This is a genomic window from Acidovorax sp. LjRoot117 (assembly GCF_964252695.1).
GTDB lineage: Bacteria > Pseudomonadota > Gammaproteobacteria > Burkholderiales > Burkholderiaceae_C > Acidovorax.
This window is the reverse complement of record NZ_CAXUPO020000003.1, coordinates 710,218-727,333: the sequence shown is the minus strand read 5'-3', so window position 1 is coordinate 727,333 and position 17,116 is coordinate 710,218. Positions and strand designations below refer to the sequence as shown.

The following is a 17,116-nucleotide window of genomic DNA, read 5'->3' as shown; positions in this document are numbered from 1 at the left end:
AAAAAGGCCACTGCATTTGCGCGCAGTGGCCTGGGTGTTGGGTGATGGACAGTACGGGCAGCGTTCGAGCCATTCCCACCGTTCGGGCTGAGCTTGTCGAAGCCTTGCGCGGCGCATAGACAGGCTCAGCGTGAACGGCAAAGGGATCTCAACGCGCCACCCCCTGCCACGCCGTGAAGTGCCGCTCCAGCCGCTGCAGCGCATAGTTCAGCGTCACGCCGATGGCCGTGATCGCGATGATGCCGAAGTACATGTCGCCGATCAAGAAGCTGTACTGCGCATAGATGATGAGGTAGCCCAGCCCGGCCTTCGCGCCCACCATTTCCGCGGCGATCAGCACTAGCATGGCCGATGCGGCAGCCAGGCGGATGCCGACGAAGATCGTGGGCACCGACGCGGGCAGGATGACCTTGACGAACAGCTGGCGCGGTGTGGAGCCCATGGTGCGTGCCGACTTGACGAGCAGCGGGTCTACCTGCCGCACGGCGGCGATGGTGTTGAGCAGCAGCGGCCAGGCACAGGCATACACCACGATGGACAGCTTGGACACCTCGCCGATGCCCAGCAGCAGCAGGAACACCGGCAGCAGCGCCAGCGGCGCGGTGTTGCGCAGCAGCTCGATCAGCGGGTTGAGCGCCTGGCCCAGCCGCTGGTACCAGCCGATGGCCAGGCCCAGCGGAATCGCGGCCACGATGGCGATCGACAGGCCGCCGAGCGAGCGTGCCAGGCTGATGGAGGTGTGCTCCCACAGCTGGCCGTTTTGCGCCAGCACCCAGCCCGCGGCCAGCACCTCGGTCAGGGGCGGCAGGAAGGTCGGGTCGGTCAGGCCCAGGCGGGGCGCCAGCTCCCACAGCACGGCCAGCGCCAGCACCAGGCCGGAGCGCCAGGCGCCGTTGGCCACGCGGCGGGCCAGGCGCAGCCACAGGGTGGGCAGCGCCTGTGCGGCATGGGGCAGGGCGGTTGCGGGGTGTTGCTGCGCAGCGTGCGCGGGCAGTGCGATGTCAGACATGGTGGGACTCCTTGATCACGGGTTGGGCGGCGATGCGGCTGCGGCGTTCGTGGCGGGCGGACGCGACCTCGTCGTGCAGCAGGCCCCAGATGCGGTGGCGCAGCTCGCCGAACAGCGGCAGCGAGCGGATGTCGTCGGTCTCTGCGCGCAGCGATTCGGGGATGTCCACGATCTCCTTGATGCGGCCGGGGCGGGTGGTCATCACCGCCACGCGCTGGCCCAGCACCACGGCCTCGTCGATGCCGTGGGTGATGAACACGATGGTCTTGCCGGTGCGCTGCCAGATGTCCACCAGCTCTTCCTGCAGCGTCTCGCGGGTCTGCGCGTCCAGCGCGGCAAAGGGCTCGTCCATCAGCAGCACCTGGGGCTCATACGCCAGGCTGCGGGCAATCGCCACGCGTTGCTTCATGCCGCCCGACAGTTCGTGCGGGTAGCGCTGCGCGAAGTCGGACAGCCCCACCAGCTGCAGGTAGTGCGCGGCTTTTTCGCGGCGCTCGCGCTTGCCCAGGCCCGCGACTTCCAGGCCGAAGGCCACGTTGTCCAGCGCCGTAAGCCATGGGAACAGCGCGTACTGCTGGAACACCACGCCCCGGTCCCGCGCGGGGCCGGTGATGGCCTTGCCGTCGATGAGCACCTGGCCGCTGGTGGGCGGCGTGAGACCCGCGAGCAGGTCGAGCAGGGTGGACTTGCCGCAGCCGCTCGGGCCCACCAGCACCAGGAACTCGCCGGGGCGGATGTCGAGCGTCACGTCCTGCACGGCCACGAATCGCTTGGACGGGCCGCCATCGTCCGCCCGCACGGTGAACTCCTTGGTCACGTGCTCGAAGCGGATCTTGGCCGGCGCGTTGGTCGCGGCAGCGGCCGCGGTGTGGGGATGAATGGCGCTGGTCATTTGCTGACTGCCAGTTTGTCCACGCCGCCGTTGGCGTAGGGGTTGAAGGCGTTGGTGTACAGGTCGGCGGCCTTGAGCTGGCCGGGCTTGACCACCTCGTCCTTCACCAGCCAGTCCACCCAGATCTGCAGTTCCTTGTCGGTGATGAGGCCGCCCTTGCCGGCCACGCCGGTGCTCTTCCAGTACTGGATGGCGTCGGCGGTCTCGGCGCGTTTGCGGCCTTCGATGATCTTGGTGTAGCGCGCCCGCACTTCGGCCGGCGGTGTGTTGCGCGCCCATTCGATGGAGCGGGCCAGGGCCGACACCAGGTGGCGGCTGGTGTTGGGGTTCTGCTCGATGAACTTGTTGTGCAGCACCAGCGCGCCGCCGGTGAAGTTGCCGAACAGGTCGCGGTCCTTGAACAGCGGACGGATGCCGCCGCGCTCCAGCGCCTTGTCGCGCAGCACGCCGCCGAGCGTGGAGACTTCGACATGCCCCTGGCGCAGCGCCTGCTCGCCGGTGACGGGCGGCGTGGCCACCAGCGTGACCTGCTTGGCCTCGGCGTTGGTGAGCTTGCCGCGCTCCAGGTACTCGCGCAGCATGAACTCGTGGTGCGCGCCCAGCGTGTTCACCGCGACCTTCTTGCCGATGAGGTCGCGCGGGCCCTTGATGGGGCTGTCGTCCTTGACGTAGTAGCCGTTGTAGGTGTTGTCGTCCGAGCCGTAGTAGCCCAGCACGGCCTTGACCGGCGCCTTCTTGGCCGCGAGCTTGATGATGGCGCCGTAGAAGGCGCCGCCGATGTCCACGTCGCCGGTCACCACGGTCTGGATGTCTTGCGGGCCGCTGATGGTGTTGCCCACCCATTTGGATTTGAGCGGGGCGAGGTAGCCGAGGTCTTCGGCCAGTTCGATCCAGACGACCTGGCCGGCCCAGCCCTGGTAGCGGATTTCGGATTTCTCCAGGTTCTGCGCGGCGGCAGGGGCCGCCAGGCCCAGCGCCAGCGCGGAGACCAGCAGGAAGCGTTTCGACAGATCGAGCATGGGGAGTCCCTTCATTGCAGTGGTTCAGTGAGGTGTGCAGCGCAGTGCGTGTGCATTCACTCAGGCCGGGCGCCGTTACCGCGGTCTGAGACCCCCTGCCTTCCGCAACCCGCGTGCCACGGCGTCGATGCTGCTTATGCGGAAATCGCGCATGGCTCCGGGGCGCTGCGTCGGCACCGCCTGTGCGCTGCGTCGCCGGGATAAACGCACCTTGCGGCGTTGACGTGTGTGACAGCTGACAGCAATCGAGGGCGCCACGGCTGGGGTGCGAGGGGTTGTGCACGGCTGCTGGGTTTGCAGCAGGGCGTGCGTGCTTTGGCGCCCGTTGCTGCAAAGCCAGCAGTGGCCGCGGGGCGCTGCAAAGCGGCGCATCGGTGTGGTGGATGCGCAAGGAGGCGGGCGGTCGGCACAATGGCGCGATGACGACCCCACCCCCGCGCCACGCCGTGGTCTGGCTGCACGCCGACGCGCCGCCCAAGCCGGCCGTGGGCGCACCCTGCAACGGCTGCGGCCTGTGCTGCCTGGCCGAGCCCTGCCCGCTGGGCGTGGTGGTGTCGCGCCGTCGCCATGGCGCCTGCGTGGCGCTGCGGTGGGACGGTGCGCACGCACGGTACCTGTGCGGCATGGTGGCCGACCCGGGCGAAGTGACGGGTCTGCACCACCGCTGGCTGACGGCACCGCTGGCCTGGCTGGCTCGGCGCTGGATTGCGGCGGGCGTGGGGTGCGATGCGGATGTGGAGACCACCAACGTGCCGCGCCCGTGAGCTGGGTGGTGACTTGCCAGGGAACTGTTGGCGGGATGGGGCGGCAGGCGGTGCGCTATGCAGCGCATGGAAGGTATTTGCTATTAAAAATATAGCTGCTAGCGCTTGCCTATCAAGCGGTAGAGGCCGTTTTAATCAAAAATCCCGTGTCAGAGCGGCACAGCAGCAACGCCGTGTGCTCGCACACTGCTCTACGGGGGGCAGTTGGCCAGGGCATCTACCATGCTGCGCCGCGCCAGGTGCACGCCCGCCAGCATGCAGCGCACCGACCCGCCCGCCAGTTCGATGGTCGGCACGGCCAGCGGCAGCAGCGTGGCGCTGCGCTCGATGACGGCCTTCTGCGCCGCGGTCAGGCTGGCGGCGGCGCGCGCCGACAGTGCCAGCACACGACCCCGGGCGCTGGTCAGCTCCAGCGCATTGCCCGCGAATTCGCCGATCTGGTGGGCGCTCAGTTCGATGACGTCGCGGCCGGTTTCGCGCAGGCGGCTTCGCACAGCCTCACGTCGCAAGGGGTCGGTGATCAGGTGGAACCCGCCCAGCGCGAAGTCGGTGCCCACGCACAGCATCACGTTGGTGTGATAGCACGGCCGGCCCTCTCCATCGGCCGTGGCAAAGGCCATGGGCTCGTAGTTGAAGTGGGTGCAGAACCGCTCCAGCGCCACCGGGTCGGCGCGGTTCGACTGTGCGGTGTAGGCGATGCGGCCGATGTGGTCGAGCACCATCGCGCCGGTGCCTTCGAGGAACATGTTGTCGGCCTCCAGCCCCGAGTAGTCGATCACGTCCTGCACCCGGTACTCGGCCTTGAGCAGGTCCAGCACGTCGCTGCGGCGCTCGCGCCGCCGGCTCTGTGCGTACATCGGGTACACGGCCACGTGGCCGCCGGCGTGGGTGGAGAACCAGTTGTTGGGGAAGACCGCATCGGGCGCGTGGCGCTCGCCCAGGTCGTCGAACAGGTGCACGTGCACGCCGGCGGCTTCGAGTTGCGCGGCGGCCTGGGTCACCTCGGCGTATGCCTGGCGCGCGATGTCGTCCGGGGCGTTGGTGGGTGCGGACTGAAAGGCGTTGTCGTGGGCGGTGTCCGGGTTGGGGTGAAACCGGTGGGGGCGGACCATCACGACGGCGGACGGGGCTTGGGCAGAGGCGGGTGAGGGCATGGCGGTCAGTGGTTGCAAGATGGCGGTAAGGTGGCGGTGCATGAATTTTCCTGACAGTGCCAGCCAACCAACAGACTTCAAACTGATCGAAATGCAGCAAAATCTGGCGTTCTGATCACCCAGAGGCCCACTATGAACAGGCTGGACGACACCGACCGCGAAATCCTCAGCATCCTGCGGGCCGACGCGCGCACGCCTGTGGCCACACTGGCGCTCAAACTGCGCGTCTCGCGCGGCACCGTGCAGAACCGGCTGCACAAGATGGAGGAAAGCGGCGTCATCGTGGGCTACACCGTGCGCCTGCGGCCCGACTCCGAGCCCCAGCGCATCCGCGCCTGGATGAGCATCGCGGTGGAGGGCAACGCCGCGCCCGAGGTGATCCGCGCCCTGCGCGGCGAGCCCATGGTGGGCACGCTGCACACCACCAACGGCCGCTGGGACATCGTGGCCGAAGTGCGCGCCGAGAGCCTGGAGGCGTTCGATGCGGCGCTGGGACGCATCCGCCTGACGCCCGGCATTGCGAACACGGAAACAAGCATCCTGCTGTCGACCTACAAGGCTTGAGCCCCAAGGTCGGCAGAAAGTTGGCAGCAGATTGGCGGTCGGCGATGTTCGGCGCGCGACCGCCCAGCCAGCGCAGCGCCTGAAGCGCTTGGTGCCACATTGGCGACACCGGCTAGGGGGTTTCCGCATCACCGCCGTCGTGCCGGCTGCAGTTCAATGGCGAAGTCTTTGTTTTGCTTTTTCAGGAGCCCCGCCATGCAACGTCGCCAGATCATCCAATGGGGAGCCGCCAGCCTCGCCGCCCCCGCATTCATGGCGCAGGCCCAGAGCTTTCCGAGCAAGCCCATCAAGCTCGTGATCGCCTTCCCGGCGGGCGGCCCCACCGACATCACCATGCGCTCGCTGGCCGACAGCGCCGGCAAGATCCTGGGCCAGCCGGTCATCGTGGAGAACAAGCCCGGCGCCGGCGGCACGCTGCCCGCGCAGGCGCTGCAGGGCGCTGCGGCCGACGGCTACACCGTGGCGCAGATTCCGCTGGGCGTCTTTCGCCTGCCCTACACCACCAAGATCAACTGGGACCCGGTCAAGGACATCAGCTACGTGCTCAACGTCACCGGCTATGCGTTCGGCCTGGTGGTGCCCGCCGACTCGCCGCTCAAGACCTGGACGCACTTCGTGGCCTGGGCCAAGGCCAACCCCGGCAAGCTGAGCTACGGCTCCACCGGCACCATGACCAGCCCGCACCTGACGATGGAGCTGATCGCGCAGCAACTGGGCATCGAGCTGCTGCACGTGCCCTACAAGGGCAGTGCGGACCTGATGCAGTCCATCCTGGGCGGGCAGATCATGGCGGCTGCCGACTCCACCGGCTTTGCACCGCAGGTCGAGGCCGGCAAGCTGCGCGTGCTCAACACCTGGGGCGCCGAGCGCCTGGCCAAGTTCCCCGATGCGCCCACGCTCAAGGAGCTGGGGCTGAACCTGGTGCAGAACTCGCCGTTCGGCATCGGCGCGCCCAAGGGCACGCCCGATGCGGTGGTCAAGCGCCTGCACGATGCCTTCAAGCAGGCGATGGAGCAGGACAGCTACAAGACCGCGCTGGCCCGCTACGACATGGTGCCGATGTACATGAGCACGTCGGCGTACAAGAAGTTTGCGCAGGACACCTTCACGCGCGAGAAGGCGCTGGTGGAAAAACTGGGCCTGGCCAAGCCGAGTTGAAGTGAGCACCCCCTGAGCGGCTGCGCCGCTTCCCCCTCTCTCGCTGCGCTGCGCTGGCGGGAGGGGGACGCCCCCAGCGCACGGAAGTGAAGCGCCGCAAGCGGCTTGGCGGCCCTTGCGCGGGGGCACTGGCCCGGGACGCGCCAGTCACGACGGTTCGCAGCCAAACTTTTGTCACTGAAGGTCCGCCCTCACGCTATTCATCGGTACCGCGACATGGCCTCCGGAGGGGCGTATGACGTTCCGTGTGATGATCCGTCCCAACATTGAACGGAATACCGCGAGCATTTATGGCATCCCCCTCCGACAACAGCATCAGCATGGCCCTGTTCTGCGACTTCGAAAACGTCGCCCTGGGCGTGCGCGATGCGCAGTATGAAAAGTTCGACATCAAGCCCATCCTGGAGCGCCTGCTGCTCAAGGGCTCCATCGTGGTCAAGAAGGCCTATTGCGACTGGGAGCGCTACAAGGGCTTCAAGGCCACCATGCACGAGGCGAATTTCGAGCTGATCGAAATCCCCCATGTGCGCCAGTCGGGCAAGAACTCGGCGGACATCCGCCTGGTGGTGGACGCGCTGGACCTGTGCTACACCAAGTCGCACGTGAACACCTTCGTGATCATCAGTGGCGACTCGGACTTCTCGCCGCTCGTGTCCAAGCTGCGCGAGAACAACAAACAGGTGATCGGCGTGGGCGTGAAGCAGTCCACGTCGGACCTGCTCATCGCCAACTGCGATGAATTCATCTTCTACGACGACCTGGTGCGCGAGAACCAGCGCGCGATGGCCCGGCGCCAGAACCCCGGCTCGGCCCCCGCGCCGCGCCGCACGCCCGAGGAAGAGCGCCACCGCAAGGAAACCCAGGACGTGCGCCGCACCCAGGGCGTGGAGCTGGCGGTGGAGACCTTCGAGGCGCTGACCTCCGAGCGCGGCGACAGCGGCAAGATCTGGGCGTCGGTGCTCAAGGAAGCCATCAAGCGCCGCAAGCCCGATTTCAGCGAGAGCTATTACGGCTTTCGCACCTTTGGCAACCTGCTGGAGGAAGCGCAGGCGCGCGGCCTGCTGGAGTTCGGCCGTGACGAGAAGTCCGGCGCGTATGTGTTCCGCTCGCTGGGCGGCGGAGTGGGCGCAGGCAGTGCCGATCCCTCGGGCCGCGCCGACGCACCGTCCGAGCGGCAGGGGGGCGCAGCGGGTCACGTCCGCCACGATTTCCATGCCGTGGCTTCGGTGCCGGACACCTCGGCAGGCCAGGGTGAAGGCGGCGGCGGCAATGGCCGCGGTGGCCGCTCGCGCGGGCGCCGCGGCGAAGGCGCTGGGCGCTCGTCGGCACCGCAGCACGCAGAGATGCGCCGCGATGGGCAGGCAGAGGGCCATGGCGACCAGCAGCCCGACATCGGCTTGGATGCTCACGATGGCCGTGATTCGCGTGATTCGCGTGACTCCCGCAATTCACGTGAGGCTAGAGATGCTCGTGACACGCGGGACACGCGGGACACGCGGGATACGCGCAATGCGCAGGATGACGATCAGCCGGAGCGCCCGACCCGCAGCTACTTCAGTCAGCCGGCGGCCGCACCAGCGCCTGCGCCCGCTGCGGTCGACGCCCCGTCGCGTCGCGATGCCGTGTTGAATGATGACGAGGACCAGTCCGGCGCTCCAGGTCAGCAGTGGGGTGCCGACGATGACCACCAGGCCTCAGCGCCCGCGATGGTCGAGGCACCCGATGACGCAGCCGAAGAGTCCAGCGCCCCTGCACCCCGCAGCCGCCGCGCCGGATCGGCAGCGCGCAAGACCAGCGGGCGCAAGGCAGCGACGGGCGACTCGGAGGCACCGGCGGCGGCATCGCAACCCGAGCCAGCGCCCAAGCCACGAACAGCATCGGCCAAACCCAAGGCCGCCGCGGCTGCTGCAACAGCGGCAACTCCAGAGGCCGCTGCAAAGACCCCAGCGCCCCGCGCCCGCAAGCCGCGCAGCGCGGCCAAGACCACCAAGCCCGCTGAGTGAGCGGTGCCAGCCGCCGGCCGGGCTGAACGCCTGCCGCACGGCTGACACGCGCCGCCAGCCAATGCAACGCTGGCCTTATGCGGCGGCTGCCTGTACGGCGGACGCGCCCGCCTGCGCGGCAAGCCGCTGGCGCACCGTGTCGTAGCGGGGCGGCACGCAGCCCACCTGCTCCACGCAATGGCTGGCACTGGCGAGCGCGTGCCACAGCACGGCGTGCAGCCGCTCGGTAGCCAGCGGGGCCACCAGGCCCCCGGGGCGCTCGCTCAGGGCCTCCTGCCCCCGCTCCGGCCCCGCCAGCAGCGCGGTGATGAGCCCGGCCAGAAAACAATCTCCCGCCCCCACGGTGTCGGCCACGGCCAAGGGCGCGTGCTCTTGCGCATGCACGGCCTGGCCGTCGCGCTGCAGCAGCCACGCGCCGCCGGGCCCCAGCGTCAGGGCCAGCCACTGGGCGCGGGTGTGGTCCAGCAGGTGGTGGGCGCGCTGCAGTGCGGTGCCGCCCGGCACGGCCAGTGCGTCCAGGTCGTCGTCACTCACCTTGATGAGGTGGGCGTGCTGCAGCGCGGCCATCACGTTGGCCCGGTAGGCGGGCACGTCGTCCACCGCTGACAGGCGCAGGTTCGCGTCGACCACCACCATGCGCCCGGCGGCACGCTGGGCTGCAAGCCACGGCAGGTAGATGCCTGCGTCCTGCGCCACCAGCGCGAGGCAGCCGGTGGCCACCACCTGCAGGCCGGGCAGGGCGGTGCAGGCGGCGATCAGCGCGTCGCCCGTGGCCTGGCGGTCGGCCACGCCATCGCGGTAGAAGCTGTAGCTGGCCTTGCCCTCGGCATCCAGCGCGGCCACCGCCAGCGCGCTGGGCGCGCGCACGGGCACGGGCGATGCCAGGGCCACGCCGGCGTCGTGCAGGCCCTGCAAAAGCTGTCGGCCCAGCAGGTCGGCCGACAGCGGGTTCAGGTACATCGTGCCCACGCCCTGCAGGCCCAGCGCACGGGTGAGGTTGTAGACGGCCCCGCCCGCGCAGGGCCGCAGGCGTCCGTCAGCCTCCTGGATCAGGTCGAACAGGGCCTCTCCCGCGGTGGCCACCCGCAGGGCTGGTGCTGCGTCGGTGGGCGTGGAAGCCGTTGGTTCTAGGGCAGCGCGCGACCTTGGGGGCGGTGTGAGGGTGGCGGTGTCAGGTGCTGATCGGCTAGGGAAAACCATAACTAAATCCACTTGATTTATTAAATTGCAACGCACTATAGTTCGATCCCATCCACCCGACAAGAGTGGTGTTCCCGAGGTGCCGCACCGTGTGGCGCCCGGGGTTTCAGCCATCCGTTCCAAGGAGACAACCGTGATCCAACGCGCCCCTGCTTTCGTGCTGTCCGCCATTGCCTTGTCTGGCGCCCTGGCCTGTGGCCTGGCCCAGGCTGCCGAGCCCGTGATCGGCCTGATCACCAAGACCGAGACCAACCCCTTCTTCGTGAAGATGAAGGAAGGCGCCACGGCCGAAGCCAAGAAGCTCGGCGCCAAGGTGGTGTCGGCCGCGGGCAAGACCGACGGCGACAACGCCGGCCAGGTCACGGCCATGGAGAACCTGATCGCCGCGGGCGCCACCACCATCCTGATCACCCCGAGCGACGCCAAGGCCATCGTGCCGGCCATCAAGAAGGCCCAGGCCAAGGGCGTGATGGTGATCGCGCTCGACAGCCCCACCGACCCCGTGGACGCCACCGATGCGCTGTTCGCGACCGACAACTACAAGGCCGGCGAGCTGATCGGCCAGTACGCCAAGGCGGCGCTGGCCGGCAAGAAGCCCGTGATCGCCATGCTGGACCTGCACCCCGGCCACCCTGTGGGTGCCCAGCGCCACAACGGCTTCCTCAAGGGATTCGGCCTGCAGGCCAACGATGCCAAGAGCAATGAGCTGTCGCGCCCCGCCGAGGTGGTGTGCATGGCCGACAGCTTCGGCGACCGCGCCAAGGGCCAGACCGGCATGGAAAACTGCCTGCAGAAGAACCCCGACATCAACCTCGTCTACACCATCAACGAGCCCGCCGCCGCCGGTGCCTACAACGCCCTGAAGGCCGCGGGCAAGGACAAGGGCACGATCATCGTGTCGGTGGACGGCGGCTGCGCCGGCGTGGCCGACGTGGGCAAGGGCGCCATCGCCGCCACCAGCCAGCAGTACCCGCTGCGCATGGCCGCGCTGGGCGTGGCGGCTGGCGTGGAGCACGCCAAGACCGGCAAGAAGGTCAGTGGCTACACCGACACCGGCGTGACGCTGATCGCCGCCAAGGCCGTGCCGGGCGTGGACAGCAAGGACGTGAAGACCGGCACGGACCTGTGCTGGGGCGCGAAGTAAACGTGCCGTGGACCGGCCGGCAGACAGCTGGCCGCTTTGCGCCGGGCCCGGGCCCGGCGCGCTGACTGACCGAATCCTCCGAATGCCATGAACACCACCGCCTCCAAGCTCCCCCCGCTGGCCACGCTCGGGCCCTTCATCGCGCTGCTGCTGGCCTGCGGCTTCTTCGCGCTGCAAAGCGACCGCTTTTTGTCAGCGCAGAACTTCGCGCTCATCCTGCAGCAGGTGATGGTCGTGGGCGTGATCGCCATCGGGCAGACGCTGGTCATCCTGACCGCGGGCATCGACCTGTCGTGCGGCATGGTCATGGCGCTCGGCGGCATCGTGATGACCAAGGTGGCGTCGGACTATGGCCTGTCGGCCCCTGTGGCGATCGCCTGCGGCATGGCGGTGACCACGCTGTTCGGCATGGTCAACGGCCTGTTGGTCACCAAGGTCAAGCTGCCGCCGTTCATCGTGACGCTGGGCACGCTCAACATCGCTTTCGCTGCCACGCAGCTGTACTCGGGCGCGCAGACCATCACCGACATCCCGGGCGGCATGACGGTGCTGGGCAACACCTTCCAGGTCGGCGGCACGGCCGTGGTGTGGGGCGCGCTGCTGATGCTGGCGCTGTACGTGGCGATGTGGTTCTTCCTGCGCGAAACCGCGCCCGGCCGCCACATCTACGCCGTGGGCAACAACCCCGAGGCCACGCGCCTGACCGGCATCCCGACGGACCGCGTGCTGCTCTTCGTGTACATGCTGGCCGGCGTGTTCTACGGCATCGCCGCGCTGCTGTCGGTGGCACGCACCGGCGCGGGCGACCCCAATGCGGGGCAGACCGAGAACCTGGATGCCATCAGCGCCGTGGTGCTGGGCGGCACCAGCCTGTTCGGCGGGCGCGGGGTGATCCTGGGCACGCTGGTGGGAGCGCTCATCGTGGGCGTGTTCCGCAACGGGCTCACGCTGATGGGCGTGTCGTCCGTCTACCAGATCCTGGTCACCGGCATCCTCGTGATCCTGGCCGTGGCCACCGACCAACTCTCGCGCAAAGGAGTGCGTTGATGATGAACGCCGCTCAACAATCTTCTCCACCCACCGCACCGCTGGTGATGCAGGCCAAGGGCCTGGTCAAGCGCTACGGCCAGGTCGTGGCGCTCGATGGTGCCGACTTCGAGCTGCGCGCCGGCGAGATCATGGCCGTGATCGGCGACAACGGCGCGGGCAAATCCAGCCTGATCAAGGCGCTGTCGGGTGCCACCGTGCCGGACGAGGGCACGGTGCTGCTCGACGGTGCCCCCGTGCAATTCAGGAGCCCCATCGACGCGCGCCGCGCGGGCATCGAGACCGTCTACCAGGACCTCGCCGTGGCCCCCGCCATGACCATCGCCGAGAACCTGTTCCTGGGCCGCGAGCTGCTGCGCCCCGGCATGGCCGGCCGCGTGCTGCGCATGCTGGACAAGAAGCGCATGCTCGAAGAAAGCGTGGCGCGCATGAACGAGCTGAAGGTGGGCATCCGGTCCATGACGCAGGCGGTGGAGACGCTGTCGGGCGGGCAGCGCCAGTGCGTGGCCGTGGCGCGCGCCGCGGCCTTTGCGCGGCACGTGGTCATCATGGACGAGCCCACCGCCGCGCTGGGCGTGAAGGAAGGCAACATGGTGCTGGAGCTGATCCGCCGCGTGCGCGACAAGGGCCTGCCCGTGATCCTCATCAGCCACAACATGCCCCACGTGTTCGAGATCGCCGACCGCATCCACATCGCCCGCCTGGGCAAGCGCGCGGCCGTCGTCAACCCTAAAAAGATCAGCATGAGCGACACCGTGGCCGTGATGACCGGCGCCATGGCGGCGTCGGAGCTGCCCGCTGAATGCCTGGCCTGAACGTTTCCGCTCCGTTGCCTACCCATGCTCAAGAACATCGACCCCCTGCTGACCCCCGACCTGCTCAAGGTGCTGGCCGAGATGGGCCATGACGACGCCATCGTGCTGGCCGACGCCAACTTCACCGCCATGAGCCTTGGGGCTGGCAAGCCCGTGCTGCGCCTGCCCGGCATCGGCATGGCCCGCGCCGTGCAGGCCGTGGCCAGCGTGCTGCCGCTGGCGCAGGACGTGCCGCACCCTGTGGCCTACATGCAGGTGGGCGGCACCGAGGCGCCGTACCGCTCGGCCCTGCAGCGCGACACCCTGCAGGTGCTGGCCCGCGAAGGTGTGGCGAGCGAGCAGGCCGAAGGCGTGGAGCGCTTCGCGTTCTACGACCGCGCCCGGCGCGCCTACGCCATCGTGGTGACCGGCGAGCTGCAGCCCTGGGGAAACTTTCTGCTGCGCAAGGGCGTCATCGGCGACACTTTGCAACCCTGATCCCGCACATTTTCCTGCCACCACCACCGTGATCCGCCTCGACTCCGCAGACCTGCCTGACGCCATTGCAGACGCACCCGAGCCCGCAGCCGCCGGGCCGGTGCGGCTGCGCCAGCGGGGCTCCAACCACGTGGGGCTGCGCCAGTTCAACGAGCGGGTGGTGCTGCAGGCCCTGCGCACGCACGGCAGCCTGGCCAAGGCCGAGATGGCGCGTGTCACCGGGCTCACCGCGCAGACCATCGGCCTCATCACCGCGCGGCTGGATGAAGACCAGCTGCTGCGCCGCGAAGCCCCGGTGCGCGGCCGCGTGGGCCAGCCCTCGGTCCCCATCGGCCTGAACCCGGACGGCGCGTTTGCCATCGGCATCAAGATCGGCCGGCGCAGCGCCGACTGGCTGCTGGTCGACTTCACCGGCCACGTGCGCGAGCGCGTGGTGCTGGACTATGCGTTCCCCGACATCGATGTGCTGCTGCCTGCCATCCGCCGTCACTTGAACCAGCTGCTCGACGGCCTGGGCCCGCTGCGCTCGCGCGTGGTGGGGGTGGGCGTGGCAGCCCCGTTCCAGCTGGGCGGCTGGCACCGCATGCTGGGGCTGACCGAGGCGCAATCGGAAGCGTGGAACAACATCGACCTGGCCGAGCAGGTGCAGCAGATGACCGAGCTGCCAGTGAGCTTTGCCAAGGACACCTCGGCCGCCTGCGTGGCCGAGCTGCTGCAGGGCCGCGGGCGCGACATCCCGAGCTTTCTGTACCTGTTCATGGACACGTTCATCGGTGGTGGCTTGGTCATCAACTCGCACCTGCACCGCGGCCTGCACGGCAACGCAGGCGCCGTGGCCTCGCTGCCCCTGGCGCCCGCCCCGGCGGGCCAGGCCCCCGCGCAGCTCATCAGCCAGGCATCGCTGTGGGAGCTGGAGCAGCGCTTTCGCGCCCACGGCCTGGACCCCATGGCCGCCTACGACAAGCGCGTGCTGCAGGCCCCCTGGCTGGCCCACAGCCGCGCGTGGATCGACAGCGCCGCGGCGGCGCTGGCGCACTGCATCGTGTCGGCCACCGCCTTCCTCGACCTGGACGCCGTGGTGCTGGACGGCGCCTGCGCACCGGAGCTGTTGCAGGCGCTGTGCGAAGGCGCACGCCGTTCGCTGGCCGACTACAACTGGGAAGGCCTGCACCAGCCGCCCCGGCTGGAGCTGGGCAGCATCGGCTCGGATGCCCGCGCGCTGGGCGGTGCGCTGCTGCCGCTGCATGCGTGCTTTGCGCCGGACCACGAGATTTTCTTGAAGGCTTGACGCGCTGCGCTCGACGTTATGTGCAGAGTGGTTTGCTATGAATTAAATAGCTGCTTGCGCTTGTCTATCAAGCGGTAGGTGCCATTTTTGATGGGATGGCACCTTCAATGGGGAGCCTGGGGGATATTGAGGGTGTGGAGGGTGCACCCGCCGACATCCAACGAATGCCCCGCCGCAGGCGTCGCCATCAAGCCCGCTGCTTCACCGGCCGGCCAGAATGGCCCGCGCCACTTCCGCGAACCCCGCGCCCCGTTCACCCTCGGTCACGTACCGCGGCAGGTGCTGCAGCTGCGGCACGAACCGCGCAATGTTGGCCACCCCCACGCTGTGCGGGAAGTGCTGGAACATGAGCTGGTCGTTGGTGGAGTCACCCACGTACACCCACTGGTCGATCTCGGCATCCAGGTCACGCCCGAACAGCTCGCGCACGATCCACCGGGCGCCTTCGAGCTTGTTGTGCGTGCCGTACCAACCGTTGATGTGGATGCTGCTCACGGTGGCGTTCATGCCCGCCGCCTGCATCAGCGCAACGCATTGATCAATGTGCGCCTGCGGCATTTGCGTGAACTCGCTGTGGTCGATGGCGATGTCGCACTCGCGGCCCGCGGAGTCGGTGGCGCGGCGCGCGCCGGGGACTTCGTGCTCGATCTGGGCCAATACCTGCTGCATGCGGGCGAAGTTGGCAGTGCGGGTGGTGGCGTCCTGCTGGTAGAGCTTGTTCAGCGAACCATCGGCTTGCCGGATCAGCGCGACGGCGCCGTTCTCGGCCACGATGGCGTCCACGGGCCAAGACAGCGCGAAAGGTTCGCTCCAGCCGACGGGGCGGCCGGTGATGGGGATGATGGGTATTCCAGCAGACCTCAGGCCTGCAATGGCATTCAGGGCCTCAGTCGTGATGGCACCGTCGGTGGTAAGGGTGTCGTCGATGTCTGTCAACATACCCGTGACGTGCCGTCTTGCATGATGAGGCCACTGGTCTAGAGGATTCACGAGATGGCTTTCATGGGGGACGTTCTTACTTTCCCCCGCAGAGGAGGATCTGGTGCAAGGGTGCAGTGCGGAAAACATTGGGTACTTTGCGGACGCTTTGGCACTGCCGGGTTTGAGGCAACGCCAAGTTGGAGCGCGGCTGTGTCGAAATACCCAATATCGCGCGACCAGAAAGTTGGCAAACAGGCCTGCTATGGAGCCTGCCGCGACGCCCAATATCGGTGCATAAGGAATGGCCCTGCCATTGGCGTAGTGCAATACGGCTACATAGGTGCCGTAGTTGAGCGCTGCGCCCCCCAACATGGATGACAGGTATTGCACATACTCCTGCAGCAATGGCGTGTCAGGCGCACGGGAGTTTGTTGAATCTGAGGTTGGGGCGGGCGGGCGAAACGTCCATCGGCGGTTGATCAGCCAAGTTGCCGTGGCCGCTCCAACGAACGATAGAGCGCGTGCTCCATACCACCCGAGGAAGCCAGCGGTGGCGTACAGCAAACTGGCATCTACGATGAAACCCAACGTGCCAGCGGCTGCAAACCATCCAAACTGGCGCAGGGAGGGCGAAGGGGCATTGGTCATGTCCGACGGTCGGGCTCAAGCTGCTGGTGCTGAATGCGCTCGGCGACCGTCGCTGTCGTGGCCGGCCGGTACTGCTGCACCAGATACAGTGGCCGATTCTTGGTTTCGTTGTAAATGCGGCCTAGATACTCTCCCAGAATGCCGATGAACAGCAACTGGACACCACCGAGGAACAGCATCGTGACGATCAGGGTGGGGTACCCCGCTACAGGATCCCCGCGCAGCAGGGTTTTGAGCGTGATCCATGTGCCCGCGAAGAATGCGAACATCGAGATCAGAATTCCCAAATAGGTTGCCACTTTGAGAGGCGCTATCGTGAAGGAGGTAATTCCCTCCAGCGCGAAGTTCCACAGTTTCCAATAGTTGAACTTGGTGATCCCGGCCGCGCGCGGGTCCCGCCGATATTCGATGGCTTTGGAGGGAAATCCCACCCAGGCGAACAGCCCTTTCATAAAGCGATGGTGTTCACGTAACTTCAGCAGGGCATCGACTGTGCGGCGGCTCATCAGGCGGTAGTCTCCAGTGTCTGCTGGTATTTGAACGTTCGACACCTTGCCCATCACCCGGTAAAAGCGCGCGGCGGTTGCTTTTTTCAGCCAGGTTTCTCCATCGCGATGGGTGCGAACTGCATAGGCGATGTCAAAACCATCCTCCCATGCTTGTAAAAACTGCTCTATCAGTTCGGGTGGATCCTGGAGGTCTGCATCAATCACGACCACGGCGTCGCCGCGCGCATGCTCCAAACCCGCGGTCATGGCGGGTTCCTTACCGAAGTTGCGCGACAGGTTGACGCTGGAGATGCGCGGATCGCGCGTTTGCAATTCCTCGATCAGGCGCTGCGTGCCGTCCTTGCTGCCGTCGTTGACGAACACGATCTCCCAGTCATAGCGATCCAGGGAGGTGATGACTTGGTCAATGCGTACATGAAACAGCGGAAGCACCTGCTCCTCGTTGTAGGCAGGCACCACAATAGAGATGAGCTTTTTCATGGCATTGAATGTTATGCAGTGGTC

At 67.4% G+C, this 17,116-nt stretch carries 16 protein-coding genes and 1 pseudogene; 9 read left to right on the top strand and 8 right to left on the bottom strand.

Annotated elements, in window-relative coordinates:
• Positions 1–148: 148 nt before the first annotated feature.
• Genes ACSQ3D_RS12960 through ACSQ3D_RS12950 form a run of 3 tightly spaced genes read right to left on the bottom strand, consistent with a single transcriptional unit; the run spans position 149 to position 2,935 of the window.
• Positions 149–1,009 (bottom strand): ABC transporter permease, encoded by an 861-nt coding sequence (locus tag ACSQ3D_RS12960; RefSeq protein ID WP_436127166.1) that lies wholly within the window; start codon positions 1,007–1,009, stop codon positions 149–151.
• Positions 1,002–1,901 carry an ABC transporter ATP-binding protein gene (locus ACSQ3D_RS12955; protein WP_436127165.1) on the bottom strand — a complete coding sequence of 300 codons (900 nt, stop codon included), beginning with the start codon at positions 1,899–1,901 and terminating at the stop codon, positions 1,002–1,004. Before ACSQ3D_RS12955 ends, ACSQ3D_RS12960 begins: the two co-directional genes overlap by 8 nt.
• A complete protein-coding gene (locus ACSQ3D_RS12950; protein WP_436127164.1) occupies positions 1,898–2,935 on the bottom strand; it encodes an ABC transporter substrate-binding protein in 1,038 nt (345 codons plus the stop codon). The genes ACSQ3D_RS12955 and ACSQ3D_RS12950 overlap by 4 nt, the downstream gene beginning before the upstream one ends.
• 404 nt (positions 2,936–3,339) lie before the next feature.
• Here ACSQ3D_RS12950 and ACSQ3D_RS12945 point away from each other — a divergent pair, with 404 nt between their 5' ends.
• Entirely contained in the window at positions 3,340–3,684 is a 345-nt protein-coding gene (locus ACSQ3D_RS12945; RefSeq protein WP_436127163.1) for a hypothetical protein, read from the top strand.
• 191 nt (positions 3,685–3,875) lie between these two features.
• Here the strand turns inward: ACSQ3D_RS12945 and ctlX are convergent, their stop codons facing one another.
• Positions 3,876–4,838, bottom strand: coding sequence for a citrulline utilization hydrolase CtlX (gene ctlX / locus ACSQ3D_RS12940; protein WP_436127162.1), 963 nt, complete (start codon positions 4,836–4,838; stop codon positions 3,876–3,878).
• A 132-nt stretch (positions 4,839–4,970) separates the two neighbouring features.
• On the opposite strand from ctlX, the gene ACSQ3D_RS12935 reads away from it, so the two are divergent.
• From ACSQ3D_RS12935 to ACSQ3D_RS12925, 3 genes are all read left to right on the top strand, one after another.
• The gene (locus ACSQ3D_RS12935; RefSeq protein WP_056162782.1) at positions 4,971–5,402 is read left to right on the top strand and encodes an Lrp/AsnC family transcriptional regulator; all 432 of its coding nucleotides are present in this window, start codon (positions 4,971–4,973) and stop codon (positions 5,400–5,402) included.
• A gap of 195 nt (positions 5,403–5,597) precedes the next feature.
• Positions 5,598–6,560 carry a Bug family tripartite tricarboxylate transporter substrate binding protein gene (locus ACSQ3D_RS12930; protein WP_056414341.1) on the top strand — a complete coding sequence of 321 codons (963 nt, stop codon included), beginning with the start codon at positions 5,598–5,600 and terminating at the stop codon, positions 6,558–6,560.
• 290 nt (positions 6,561–6,850) lie between these two features.
• Positions 6,851–8,563 carry an NYN domain-containing protein gene (locus ACSQ3D_RS12925; RefSeq protein ID WP_436127161.1) on the top strand — a complete coding sequence of 571 codons (1,713 nt, stop codon included), beginning with the start codon at positions 6,851–6,853 and terminating at the stop codon, positions 8,561–8,563.
• 75 nt (positions 8,564–8,638) lie between these two features.
• On the opposite strand, the gene ACSQ3D_RS12920 is transcribed toward ACSQ3D_RS12925, so the two are convergent.
• A complete protein-coding gene (locus ACSQ3D_RS12920; RefSeq protein ID WP_436127160.1) occupies positions 8,639–9,646 on the bottom strand; it encodes a PfkB family carbohydrate kinase in 1,008 nt (335 codons plus the stop codon).
• A gap of 253 nt (positions 9,647–9,899) precedes the next feature.
• Here ACSQ3D_RS12920 and ACSQ3D_RS12915 point away from each other — a divergent pair, with 253 nt between their 5' ends.
• From ACSQ3D_RS12915 to ACSQ3D_RS12895, 5 genes are all read left to right on the top strand, one after another.
• A complete protein-coding gene (locus tag ACSQ3D_RS12915; RefSeq protein WP_396506843.1) occupies positions 9,900–10,907 on the top strand; it encodes a sugar ABC transporter substrate-binding protein in 1,008 nt (335 codons plus the stop codon).
• 87 nt (positions 10,908–10,994) lie between these two features.
• Complete coding sequence (locus ACSQ3D_RS12910; protein ID WP_436127159.1) at positions 10,995–11,954, top strand: ABC transporter permease; 960 nt, start codon at positions 10,995–10,997, stop codon at positions 11,952–11,954.
• A 2-nt stretch (positions 11,955–11,956) separates the two neighbouring features.
• Positions 11,957–12,769, top strand: coding sequence for an ATP-binding cassette domain-containing protein (locus ACSQ3D_RS12905; RefSeq protein ID WP_056414330.1), 813 nt, complete (start codon positions 11,957–11,959; stop codon positions 12,767–12,769).
• Between the two features lie 24 nt (positions 12,770–12,793).
• A complete protein-coding gene (locus ACSQ3D_RS12900) occupies positions 12,794–13,246 on the top strand; it encodes an RbsD/FucU family protein (protein WP_436127158.1) in 453 nt (150 codons plus the stop codon).
• A gap of 52 nt (positions 13,247–13,298) precedes the next feature.
• Complete coding sequence (locus ACSQ3D_RS12895; RefSeq protein ID WP_056414452.1) at positions 13,299–14,534, top strand: ROK family transcriptional regulator; 1,236 nt, start codon at positions 13,299–13,301, stop codon at positions 14,532–14,534.
• A gap of 201 nt (positions 14,535–14,735) precedes the next feature.
• Here the strand turns inward: ACSQ3D_RS12895 and ACSQ3D_RS12890 are convergent, their stop codons facing one another.
• The 3 genes and pseudogenes from ACSQ3D_RS12890 to ACSQ3D_RS12880 form a co-directional block, all read right to left on the bottom strand.
• Positions 14,736–15,524 (bottom strand): HAD-IIB family hydrolase, encoded by a 789-nt coding sequence (locus ACSQ3D_RS12890; protein ID WP_436127214.1) that lies wholly within the window; start codon positions 15,522–15,524, stop codon positions 14,736–14,738.
• 159 nt (positions 15,525–15,683) lie between these two features.
• A pseudogene (locus tag ACSQ3D_RS12885) lies at positions 15,684–16,103 on the bottom strand (GtrA family protein); the annotation flags it as partial.
• Complete coding sequence (locus ACSQ3D_RS12880; RefSeq protein ID WP_396506772.1) at positions 16,100–17,092, bottom strand: glycosyltransferase family 2 protein; 993 nt, start codon at positions 17,090–17,092, stop codon at positions 16,100–16,102. The pseudogene ACSQ3D_RS12885 and the gene ACSQ3D_RS12880, both read right to left, overlap by 4 nt.
• Positions 17,093–17,116 lie beyond the last annotated feature (24 nt).